Here is a 12,808-nt window from a genome sequence, read left to right on the forward strand (position 1 = left end):
GGAGGCCTGTGTTTGCAGCCCTCATTTATTGGAGGAATGGTATGAATCAATAACAACCCCGCATTCCGGAACATTCCCAAAAAACAAACAGGGATAACGCATTGCTGCATTACCCCTGTGTCTCAATTACTAGTTCGTATTTTCTTAGAAGCTATATCTTAAACCCAGCTGCATCTGGTGCCTGCTCGAGAAGAAATCTCTGGAGTAAGGAGTACCAGGATTAGACCAGGTGTATACCGGATAAGCGGTTGGAGAACCTGCAGTCTTGCTGCTCAGACCCACGCTTGCGGTAGAGTTGAATGTATTTGGAGAGAAGTACTGGATACCCCAATCCTTATTCAACAGGTTGGTCAGGTTGATGATATCGTAAGTCAGGGTCAGGGTATGAACAGTCTTACCTGCCTTGAAGTTGAAGTCCTGCGTGAAACGGAAGTCAGCCTGTGTATTCCATGGAGTACGGCCACCGTTACGCTCTGTGAACTGTCCTTTACGGCTGCTCAGATATTTATCATTTTCTACATAAGAGAAGAATGCATCAGCCATAGCCTGGTTTTCAGGAGCGAAGAACTTACGTGCTTCAGCCTGATCTTTCGGGATATATGCTAAGCTAACCTGTTGTGGCGTACCCTGGATGGTAGCATTCACGAAACCATAAGAGAACGGTAAACCGGAGGATGTATTGAAGAACAGGGAGAAGTTAGAAATAAAACGGCCCCTGTGCTGCCAATCCAGTTTATAGTTAGCAGTAGCCACGATACGGTGACGGATGTCGAAGTTGGAGTAAGCCAGCTGCGGATCGTTTGGATTCAGCGCCTGGTTCAGCTGCCAGTTAGACTCCATAGAGTTACGGATACCGTTGGTGATGTCTTTAGACTGACCATAAGTATACGCTACGGAGAAGTTCATACCGAAATCAAACGCCTTGCTTGCCTGACCGGTTATAGCATAACGGTAACCTTTGTTTGTGTTGGACAACAGGTAAGCGTTGGTAAACTTAGAGTTGATCTTGGTACCGCTATATATAGGCTGTTTCTTCTCAGTATCGTAGATATTGTAAGTAGGATTATCTACCAGGTTGACCTGCTGGAATTTCAGATCATAGATGGTCTTAGTATAGATACCCTCTACTGAGAATCTCCACCTGTTTTCTGTAGAGTAGTCGAGCGCCAGGCTGCTTCTCCACATCTGTGGCATTTTGAAGTCATTGTCGATCAGGTCCACCTGAGTAGCACCGCTTGCGTCGTTTACGTTAACACCCTGTGCAGCTACAAACTGTGCAGCACCCTGGTCAGACACTTTCACCGGATTGCTACCTGCTACAGGAGGAGCGGCTGCAGTGAAACGTTTGTCATATGCACCATAGCTTGTACCGTTGTTGTAGTATGCATAACCTAACCATGCGAACGGAATACGGCCGGTAAACAGACCAGTTCCTCCACGCAGTACCAGGCTCTGATCGCCTTTGATGTCAAAGTTGAAGCCCAGACGGGGAGAGATCTGAATGTTGTTCAGATATTTATTGTTGATATTTCTCGGCAGCGTATAGCTGTAAGTAGTACCAAAGTTAGGATCTACCGGAGCGTTTGTAGTCTTGTCGCTCAGCGCCGTTTTGTCAGGCAGGCTGGTGTAATCGAAACGGATACCCGGAGTCAGTTTGAAACGGTCGGTCAGCTGGATCTCATCCTGAGCATACAGGCTGTACATACCGATCTTGAACTTCGCAGGAGGATTCGCCATGATATAGTCACGGGAATTGTTAGTATAATTAAAGTTAGCACGAACACGGCTTGGCGCATCTGCCAGGAAGGCGCCGATACTGTCGTAATCCACACGGCCGTTCCATGAGTTCACAAAACCATAAGTGATGTTGTACAGCTCATTGTGCGTACCGATGGTGATATTGTGTTTGCCTTTGAAGATGTTCACGTTATCGGTGAACTCAAAGGTCTTCTGCTTCATATCAAAGATAGATGCTTCACGGTCAGTGCCCAGGAAGATGGTACCACCTCTGGATTTGATCTGGATCTGTGGCAATGAAGGATCAGAACTGGGTTCGCGATAGTCATGGATATTAGAATAACCGATGATCAAACTGTTTGAAACAGTATTGTTAAAACGGCTTTTCAATTCCGCAACGGTAGAAGACTGGTTGTTCACCTGTTTGAAGTCGATACCGCCGAAACGGAAGTTCTGCTGGTCGCGCTCCAGGTTGGTGGCTTCTGACGTGATAGTATTATTACGTACTGATAACTGGTGTTTATCATTGATATTCCAGTCCAGACGGTTGAAGAATTTATTGGATTTAGCGTAAATAGATGTATTGCCATAAGTTCCCGGATCGTATTTACCGGATTTGGTTACATCAAGGTCCAGCATGTGCTGACGGATCTGTTCTGCCTCCTGTACGGTGATCAGTGGCATATCAGCGGAACCTGCACCGAGGATAACCGGGTCACGGCGACGGGCTATTTCTTCGTTGGTAAAGAAGAACAATTTATCCTTGATGATAGGGAAACCTAATCTCACACCAGTTTGGTAATCATGGAAGTCGGAAGGCAGTTTTGAACCGTCTCCGGCATTGTTCTTACCAATCAGGCTTGCATTACGGCCGAAACCGTACACAGAACCATGGAACTCGTTGGTACCGCTACGGGTTACCGCGTTAATACTACCACCCAGGAAGTTACCGATCTTCACATCATAAGGAGCCAGGTAAACCTGGATATCCTGTATCGCGTCGAGAGATACCGGGTTGGAACGGGTGCTGCTACCCGGCTGGCCAGAGCTGTTGCTCTGTCCGCCAAGGGAAGGACTAAAGCCGATCGCATCGTTGTTGATAGCACCATCCAATGTTACGTTATTATAACGGTAGTTGGTACCCAGGAAGGAGTTGTTGTTACTCTGAGGAGTAGCACGTGTAAAGTCCTGGAAACTACGATTGATAGATGGAAGGGTCTTTAACTGGTTCTGACCTATTTTAAAGGCGCCACCAGCTTTGCCGGTACTACTGCCTTTCACCACTACCTCGCTCAGGGCAGTAGAAGCGTCAGTCAGCTGGAAGTTGAAAGTACTGCTACCCAATGACAGGTTAATGTCAGGTCTTTCTTCTTTTTTATAACCTATGAAGGAAACTGTTATTACATAAGGGCCACCTGGATTTACGTTGTTGATCAGGTAACGGCCATCCGCGTTGGTCTGTGCTCCGTAACGCGTACCGGTTGATGTGTTTACTGCCAGCACGGTTACACCTGGCAACGCCTCACCTTTACTGCTGACTACCTTCCCCGAGATCTGGGATGTAGTGATCTGTGCTCTTAAGCCGGCTGCAGACAGTACAAGGATACCTACAAATAGCAATAATGAATAGAATTTCTTATTCACGTCCTTTTAATTTTGACGCAAACCTATCCCTGCTACATTACGCATATGTTAACACAATATTAAATTAATGTTAACACACGGGCGTACGTATCATATTCAACAACTTATGAATTAAGCTATTGAACTATGTAATGAATATTTCTGTCTGGCTTGTTCTTTTTCTACTCGTTTTCAGGCATAGATACAGGAAGCATGAGGCACGAAGTAGAGCATGTTTTATTCATACAAGCTTTCAGTATGCAGTAACAAATAAGGGCATTTCACAATAGGTTTCCAATTTGTTCGCATTATTCCAAAAATAAACAGCGTGTGTTAAGGGATTGTTACCCTAATATTAACTTTCACAATTAAGTATGTTAAGTTTTTGGGCATGTAACCTTTCTTTGGATAGAGGCGTTTAACATACAGGTTTCTCTCTATATGAAATCAATTCCTAAAGCCTGATGCTGTACTTTATCATTTTATTAGCTGTAGCCCTGATTATCCTTTATCCTCATCTTTTTTACCCGGCTTTGTTGTTTTGATGATCTGCCCTGTACTTAGTGACAGGGCTGTTTCATGCTTTGGCTCCGCTATTACAAAAAGACTATTGATGCGGCTAACGGCATCCAGCCGGGAGAGTTTATTTGTAATGAAGAGTTCATATTCTTCCAGATCCGCCACCATTACTTTCAACAGATAATCATAAGGTCCGTTTATCTTATAGCATTCCATTACTTCGGGGAAAGCATTCACTTTTGATTCAAACAGGAGAAAGATATCATGCCCATGCTCCTTCAGCGTAATATTAGCAAAGGCTGTCACATGTTTTCCCATCCTTTTCCTGTCAAGAATGGCTACATATCCTTTTATATATCCTTCACATTCCAGGCGCTTTATTCTTTCAAAAATGGAGGTTACTGATTTTCCCAGTTTGGCTGCTATTTCTTTGTTGGTGAGGCGTGCGTCTTCCTGCAACAGATCCAGTATATGTAGGTCGGTTTCATCTAACGTGAAATGCATTGGGGAATATTTTACTAAAAATACGTAGAATAAAGACACTAGCTCAGAAAAAAAATCATGCCCCGCAGCCCTTTATAGATTTGTTTTCGGCTTTAGCCGGCATCTGCATTTCTGTATACAATAATGATGACCTTTATCCCGACGCGCCAACTATCATACACCAAAATTTATCTCATTGATGGAAACAAGAATTGTAATTCCTCTACAGGCATTAGGCCTGGAGGATATCCCTATCGTAGGCGGAAAATGTGCCTCACTGGGTGAGATGATTGCCAACCTTTCCAGGGCCGGCATTAATATCCCTTCCGGATTTGCCATTACTACAACTGCATATTATCAGTTCTTACGCCAGAGCGGCCTGGAAGAATATATCCGCGAGCAGATCGAAGGCATCGATTTCGATTCACTGGTTACCTTACGCCGTGCCGGTCAGCGTATCAGGCAGGCCATCAGCAATACAAAATTCCCCCATGAACTTAGTGCTGAAATTATCAGCGCTTACATGGAGCTGTCGAGAGAATACGGTCAGGATATCACTGATGTAGCTGTGCGCTCATCCGCCACTACCGAAGACCTCCCGGATGCATCTTTCGCCGGTCAGCAGGAAACCTATCTGAATGTACGTGGACCTGCCGCACTCATTGATGCCGTACGTAACTGTTTTGCTTCTCTCTTTACCGACAGGGCCATCAGTTACCGACAGAACTTCGGATACGATCATTTCAGTATCGGTCTCTCTGTCTGTGTGCAGAAGATGGTACGCTCAGATCTCGGCGCGGCAGGCGTAGCCTTCTCCCTGGATACAGAATCAGGGTTTAAAGATGTCGTGGTGATCAACGGCGCTTTTGGTCTGGGGGAAATGGTTGTGCAGGGAGCTGTGTCTCCTGATGAGTTCATCGTATTCAAACCCGCCCTCGATGACAAGTTCACACCTATCATTGAAAAGCGCCTCGGCATCAAGGACAAGATGATGATCTACGGGGAAAGTAATGATCAGCGCACCAAAGTGATACCTGTTGAAAGAAGCAATCAGCAACGGTTTTGCCTGAAAGATAAACAGATCATCGAACTGGCGGATTGGGTGTGCAAGATTGAAGACTATTACTCGCAGTTAAAAGGTAAATGGTGCCCTATGGATATTGAGTGGGCCCTGGATGGATTAAGCAATGAACTGTTCATTGTGCAGGCCCGTCCGGAAACGATCCATTCCCAGAAAGAACATCATACCATCACTTCATATACGCTGGAAGGCAGCGCCGTTCCATTGCTCAAAGGAATAGCAGTAGGAGATAAGATTGCCTCCGGAAAGGTCAATATCCTCTTTTCCCTTGACAAACGCGTCACAGAAGGAACCGAATTCAAAGCCGGTGATGTACTGGTGACAGATATGACTGACCCCGATTGGGAGCCTATTATGAAAATGGCGGCAGCGATTGTCACCAATAAAGGCGGCAGGACCTGTCATGCGGCTATTGTAGCCAGAGAAATGGGCATCCCTGCCATCGTTGGCTGTGGTAATGCAACAGAACTATTGTCCACCGGGCAAGATATTACCATCAGTTGTGCGGAAGGCGATGAAGGCATTATTTATAATGGTCTGGTGCCGTACAAAGAAAACTCCCTCGACCTGCGGAAACTACCGGAGATCAAAACAGCACTGATGCTGAACGTGGCATCACCAGCGATGGCTTTTCAGTTCTCACACCTGCCCAACAAAGGTGTAGGACTAGCCAGGGAAGAATTCATCATCAACAACTATATAAAAGTCCATCCCCTTGCATTGTTGCATCACAGGTCATTGAACGATCCGGGCCTGACTGCTGATATTATGCACATGATCAGAGGTTATGAAAACGAAGAAGCTTACTTCGTACAGAAACTCGCATACGGTATCGCAAAGATCGCGGCTGCTTTCCATCCGGGGAAAGTCATTGTACGCTTCTCAGATTTCAAGAGTAATGAATACTATAATCTTTTAGGCGGAAAATATTTTGAGCCGGAAGAAGAGAACCCGATGATCGGCTGGCGTGGAGCATCACGGTACTACTCTGAAAAATACAAGGCAGCCTTTGCACTGGAATGTAAGGCCATCAAAAAAGTACGGGAAGAGATGGGGCTGAAAAATGTAGTAGTGATGATTCCCTTCTGCAGAACTGTGGACGAACTGCTATTGGTACTGGATACCATGAAGCAATATGGCATAGAAAGAGGCCGGAACGGACTGGAAGTATACCTCATGGCTGAAATCCCATCCAACATTATAATGGCGGAAGAATTTGCCGCACACATAGATGGCTTCTCCATCGGCTCCAACGATCTTACACAGCTCACATTAGGACTGGACCGCGACTCTTCACTGATCGCAAACCTGTACAATGAACGCAATCCTGCAGTGTTAAGGATGATCAGTATGTTGATTACAGCCGCTAAAAAACATCAGGTGAAAGTGGGCATCTGCGGTCAGGGCCCGTCTGACTTCCCTGATTTTACAAAGTTCCTCGTGGAGCAAGGTATTGACAGCATCTCAGTGACGCCTGATGCGCTGATCAAAACAGTAAAAGCGATCCATGAAGCAGAAGAACTGAAAGAACAAGCGCAAATCCCTTACATATAGTCTATATAGCAGAACAGCGGGCACTGTGATGGTACCCGCTGTTACTGCGCCTATTGCTGATGTTCTCTGGTAATTACGGCACGTAGACCAGGAATTTCGATGTCAGATCATAATATGCCGGATCTGCATTTGATATGATCTTTATCTGTACGAAGTAAGCATATTCAGTTCCAACCATGTCCAGATAAGGGCCCAATTCAGCGAAATAACTGCCGGTATTAGGAACACTCTCCGCAATCACATGCATTAATACATCGTTCTTATATAACTCCAGTCGTACAGTAGGCGTACTGACAAGGTCTTTATTCCATTTTATGTCAATTGCATCTGTATTAACAGCATATCCGGCTCTGGGATAAAGAGGATCTGAACCATATTTACCTTCCGGATAAGTGATCCATTTATCCAGCTGTCTGTAAGGGTACAGATACCTGATAGCAACCATGTCATATGGAGAGAACGCAGTAAAGCTCTGATAATTTGATATTGAATTCATCACCGAATTAGGATCGCTTTCCGGTGTGCCAGGTACCAAACGCCAGGGCGAATTATTGTTACCATTATCTGTATGCTTTAATCCCAGACAATGTCCCAATTCATGTACTGCAAACCATAATATCTGGCCAGGGCTTAGAGACGTATAATTCATGTTGATCAGGATGGTAGGGCCAGCTACGCCCAGGCGGGGAAACTCGGCCATGGCCACCGATAAAAGAGGGACTGCGCCCTCAGTATCAGCTTTTACGACAATGTCATTTCCGGTAGCGTATGCCTGACTGTATTCGACATGGGTAAAGTTAAGTTTGCAATCAGGTACATTTGCCCATGCCCTTAAGGCCAGCGGTACAGCATCCGGCCAGCCCGTGCCCACTAAAGACCGATCAACAAAGACTCTTAGGTTCTCAACCTTTGTACTTGTTACCAAACTTCCGGTGATGTATTGAGCAAGGGCAAATGTAGAATCGAGCCTTTGCCTTGCCTGCGCATTATCGGCAGCAAAAAAATTATCCAGTAGCACAGTGTCAGTAAGAAATTTCCGGAATAACATATCACCTTCCACACAGTAATAATTCTTTGTTTCCACTATATCTTCCGCTCGGAACCCATAAGAGAGAAGCTTTTCATACAGGGCGGGATCCGGCTTATAACTTTCCGTCAGGGACATGGGACTGCCAGTTTGTTCTTTCTTACAGGAATAAAAGCTGACAATTGAAAGCACTAGCAATAGCGCTAAAAACGAGGATGTGGGTTTCATAAAAGGGTTTAAACGTCTATTAAAAATGTGGTGATCGCATCGGTGGCAAAAGCAGGAATTCAAACCGGTCTTCATCATACTAAAAGAGGCTGTCATTTTCTGACAGCCTCTTTTATTTTAAACAGTTACCTTATGGCAAGATATTAATATTTAGTGTTTTCAGCTTCGTAGTTAGTCCAACCTGTTGTCCAGTCGTTAGTTGCATCAAATGCACCGCGGTAAGCAACAGTTGTGAAGCCAAGGCCTTCAGGAATTACTGCACCAGCTACAGCAGGAGAAGTAGCTTTCAGCAGGAAGCTCGGAGTACCTTTGTTCGCACCGATAGCAGAAGAATACAGGTATGGGCTGTTCAGCAGAACGTCTTCAGCCTTAACAATAACCTGGGTCTGGGTAGCAGTCCACCATGTGTTCCATGCAGCATTGTCCACACCGCTCCACTCGCTTTTGCTAACAGTAACAGCACCAGCGATGATGTTATTTTTGAATACCAGTGAACCTTCAGACGCGTTCTGAGAAGTTTTATGACCAGCAACTTTAGTGTCATCGATATATACGCCAATCGGGAAACCGATGATGATAGAGTTGATCAGGCTCATAGAAGAGTTACGACGGATCTGTGCACCATGCTGGAAGTTAGCGTTGATACCAGAAGCAGAGTTACCAGCAATGATAGGTCCAACAATTGTCATGTTAGAGAAGTATGCTTTAGTCTGAGGCTGATTTTCAGAACCGTTAGAATCGTTATCTGACTCGAAACCGTTAGAACCTGATACGTCTGCGATAGCTTTATAACGCTGAGCTACACCGAACTGCACTTTACCGGAGAAACCGTTGTCAGTATCGAAGTCATCATCCCAGGTATAGGTAGCCACCAGGTGATCGCAGTTTACAGTACCACCGAACCACTCGAAAGCGTCGTCGCCGGAACGGTAAACCTGTATGTAGCTGATTTTTGTACCGCTACCAACACCGCCCAGGGTCAGGCCGTTGATCTCGTTATCAGGAGAATAATAGATACCACCAAACTCAATACGTACATATTTCAGTACACCAGAGTTATCAGCATCATCGGTACCACCGTACCAGATGTAGTCTTTCTCGTTACCACCTGCAGTTGGTATTAAACCACCTTCGATCTTGGCTTCACCACCAGATGCATTTGTTTTTGCTTTACCCAGCAGGATCACACCACCCCAGTCGCCCTGTGCACGCGCACCAGCTGCCTGAGCAGAAGTGAAGACGATCGGTTTCGCCGCAGTACCTTCTGCATTGATCTTTGCACCACGTGTGATAATCAAAGTACCTTTAGTTGCTTTGTCACCCATGATAACAGTACCTGGCTCGATAGTCAGTGTTACGCCACTTTTAACGTACACGAAGCCATCAAGTAAATATTTTTTGCTTGCAGACAGTGTTTGGTTTGCAGTAATATCCCCCTTTAATCTCACTACGGAGCTGTCAGCACCTGGAGTAGGTGTTGGAGCATCATCATCATTGCTACAGGATGAAAATGCGCCTAATGATAACGCAGCGATTAATACAAAAAAATACCTTTTCATGGAATGTTTCAATTGTTTAGAGTTCAAAATTAAATTCAGACTATGATTACTATGTTATGACTATGTTATTATTACATTAACACTTCTTCCTATCTGGTAAGATGAAAACTATAGGTCAGTGTAAACGTTGTACCCGGACGGTATTGCTGGAGTATGTAGTCTTCGCTTGAATTGATGCTACCTCTTTTATACACCGGATTATCAAATTTGTTATTCCCGTTCTGATCGTAGTAGAACCTGTATTTAGCGTTCAGTATATCTTTAATATTCAGACGGAAGCTGCTGCGTTTACTGATGTTCATGTTAGCCTGGAAATCCAGCAGGTTGCGAGGACTTTCGTAAATGTTGCCCAGCTTACCGGAACCATCTGCTCCACCGCCTTCACCAACAAGGTATAAGCGTTGTCCGATCCTGTTATAAAGGAGGTTGAAGCTTACTTTATCGTTAGGCAGGGAATAAGAAAGGCTTGTATTGATCACATAGTTGGACTGACCGGACAGTGGTCTGTCTTTTGCGTTGACCATAGTGTTATCGTCTACCACGGATTTGATATACGCCAGGTTTGCGTAGAAGGTAGTGTTGTTCAGGAAACTGTTTTCAGACAGGAAACTAAGTTTCTTACGTAGCTCTACTTCAGCACCAACGTTGTAAGCACTGCTATAGTTAACCGGCGTCACATCGTATTGGCTCAGGCCGGAGGACGTAACCCTGCTTTCAATCGGATTCTTGAAATTTTTATAGAACACAGAACCGGAGAATATTTCTCCTGCATTAGGAAACAACTCATAACGGATATCAGCATTATCGATCTGGCTACGTACCAGGTTAGGATTACCATTGATGAGTGACGACATTTCGTAGTCATAGTAGGAAAGCGGCGCCAATTCACGAAGTTCTGGTCTTGCTACTGTTCTGTAATAAGATGCACGCAGATTTGAGCTTTCATTTAAAGAGTAAGTAAGGTTTGCTGATGGCAATACATCCAACCAATCCTTATCTACTTTAATGGTAGGTCCGACGATCGGAGAGTTCACTTTCAGTCCGAATGATTCTACCCTAACTCCCCATACGAGGCGGAATTTATCAGACAGCCGGTTGTCCAGTTGTATGAAACCTGCACCGGTAGTGGTAGTAGCCTTGTATTCGTCAACAGTGGCTGTAATATCCTCGAGGGTATAGTAACCATTATCGATCGCATCATTCGCATACAAGGTAGTGATCGGACGTTGTGCAATAGCCTCGTTACCATCTTTCAGCGGATCGAGCTTCATGCCGAGATAACGCGCATGAAAATCCCTGCTGCGGTATTGGAAAAGGCCGCCAACCTTGAAGCTGCTTTTATTGTTCAAAAAGCGGAAAGGATGTGAGTAGTTAGCGCTGGCGATATAAATATTTTCGTCCAGATCGGAGAACAGGCGGTTATTGGCTTTACCTACGGTACCGTTATCTGCGGTCATTACGGCAGATGCATCGCCTAATGTTTTACCATAAGATACCTTGCGCTGGTCCGGCTGGTTGTTAGTTACCTTGTTATAAGAGAGCAACCAGTTGATCTTGCTCTGTCCCTGTCCTACCTGGTGTTCACCTTCCAATGCAGTTTTAAACAGCGATTTCTGTATCAGGTCAAAAGCATAATAGTTAATGTACTTATTATTGCTAAGATTATCGCCTTCACGGAAAAGGAAGTTATCGTCAAAGATCCTGTTGTACAGGTTCTTCCAAACAATCTTGCTCTTACCGGCAGAGTATCCGAAGTTCAGTACACCACCCAGGTTGCTTGAGTATTTGTATACATTGTCCTTATAGTCGAAGTTATCGTATCGGCGGAGCACGTCGCGCTGCACAGTTTCGGCATGAGAATAAGTAATGGCAGCGATCATTCCCAGGCTGCCATCCTTTTTAGTATTCCAGTGATTGCCGAGTGTAGCCTGCAAATTGACACCCGGTAACCCCTTTTTATCTTTAATGCTGTAATCATTATTCAATGATTTCATGGCGCTACGTTGCTCTGTTACTGTTAGCTGATTGTTGAGAATAGCAGCGGTAGTTGGAAATGAAGAAGGCAACTGGCGGCCGCCATCAAAACCCAGAAAGTCGGTACCGCTTTTATAGCCTGTCTTAAATGATTTGAACGTAGATGTTGTATTGTAGCTGGAACCCACTGCAACGTCAAAGAAGTACTGGTCAGGAATTTCCTTGGTCTGTACATTGATCACACCACCCGCGAAATCGCCCGGCAGATCAGGCGTTGCAGATTTTGTAATAATGATATTATCGATCATATTTGCCGGGATAATATCAAAAGAGAATGCCTTACGGTTAGGCTCAGTACTTGGCAGTACGCCATTATCTACAAGAGCAGTATTATAACGGTCGCTCAGACCACGTACAATAACAAATTTATTATCCTGTATAGTAGTACCGCTAACACGCTTGAGTACTTCACCTGTACTGCGGTCAGGAGATTTTTTGATCACATCTGCAGAAATACCATCAGATACTGAAGCATTATTCTTCTGTGCAGTATACAAAGCATTGATCGTCTCCTGTTTGAAAGAACCTCTGATCACTACTTCCTTCAGATCTTTTGATTTAGGTTCATCCATGATCACTGGTAACTGTGTAGGAGCGCCGGCTTTCACCACCACTTCACTCACCGCTTTGGTCTGGTAACCCATGTATTTAAACTCCAGCGTGTAAGTACCGGGAGCAAGATTTAAAGTATAACGGCCTTCTACGTCAGTAACCGCACCGGTACTTGTACCCTGTACAATAACGGTAACGCCTATCAGGGCCTCGCCCGTTTTCTGGTCAGTTACTTTACCCGTTACTTTCCCATTATCTATTATAGCAAACGCGGAAAGGAAAGAGCTCAAAAGAAGGCAAACACATAACAGTGCAGACACAAAAGAATGTTTCACGATATAAGCTGATTCTGTGAGTTGATTGAATTACTCGCGCAAAACTATCGTGGGTGTGTTACCGCAGTGTTACAGG

6 protein-coding genes are annotated in these 12,808 nt (G+C 44.9%); 1 reads left to right on the plus strand and 5 read right to left on the minus strand.

What is annotated here, in order from left to right; translation table 11 throughout:
• Positions 1-144: 144 nt before the first annotated feature.
• Both L3C95_RS00680 and L3C95_RS00685 read right to left on the minus strand, forming a co-directional pair.
• Positions 145-3,381 (minus strand): carboxypeptidase regulatory-like domain-containing protein, encoded by a 3,237-nt coding sequence (locus L3C95_RS00680; RefSeq protein ID WP_236384125.1) that lies wholly within the window; start codon positions 3,379-3,381, stop codon positions 145-147.
• Between the two features lie 480 nt (positions 3,382-3,861).
• The gene (locus L3C95_RS00685; protein WP_236384126.1) at positions 3,862-4,383 is read right to left on the minus strand and encodes an Lrp/AsnC family transcriptional regulator; all 522 of its coding nucleotides are present in this window, start codon (positions 4,381-4,383) and stop codon (positions 3,862-3,864) included.
• Positions 4,384-4,561: 178 nt separating this feature from the next.
• On the opposite strand from L3C95_RS00685, the gene ppsA reads away from it, so the two are divergent.
• A complete protein-coding gene (gene ppsA, locus L3C95_RS00690; protein WP_236384127.1) occupies positions 4,562-6,997 on the plus strand; it encodes a phosphoenolpyruvate synthase in 2,436 nt (811 codons plus the stop codon).
• A 73-nt stretch (positions 6,998-7,070) separates the two neighbouring features.
• On the opposite strand, the gene L3C95_RS00695 is transcribed toward ppsA, so the two are convergent.
• The 3 genes from L3C95_RS00695 to L3C95_RS00705 all read right to left on the minus strand — a co-directional run bounded on the left by L3C95_RS00695 (position 7,071) and on the right by L3C95_RS00705 (position 12,717).
• Positions 7,071-8,162 (minus strand): M57 family metalloprotease, encoded by a 1,092-nt coding sequence (locus L3C95_RS00695; RefSeq protein WP_236384128.1) that lies wholly within the window; start codon positions 8,160-8,162, stop codon positions 7,071-7,073.
• Positions 8,163-8,395: 233 nt separating this feature from the next.
• A complete protein-coding gene (locus tag L3C95_RS00700) occupies positions 8,396-9,811 on the minus strand; it encodes a hypothetical protein (RefSeq protein WP_236384129.1) in 1,416 nt (471 codons plus the stop codon).
• An 89-nt stretch (positions 9,812-9,900) separates the two neighbouring features.
• The gene (locus L3C95_RS00705; protein WP_236384130.1) at positions 9,901-12,717 is read right to left on the minus strand and encodes a TonB-dependent receptor; all 2,817 of its coding nucleotides are present in this window, start codon (positions 12,715-12,717) and stop codon (positions 9,901-9,903) included.
• Positions 12,718-12,808 lie beyond the last annotated feature (91 nt).

Source organism: Chitinophaga filiformis, assembly GCF_021646545.1.
Classification (GTDB): Bacteria; Bacteroidota; Bacteroidia; order Chitinophagales; family Chitinophagaceae; genus Chitinophaga; species Chitinophaga filiformis_A.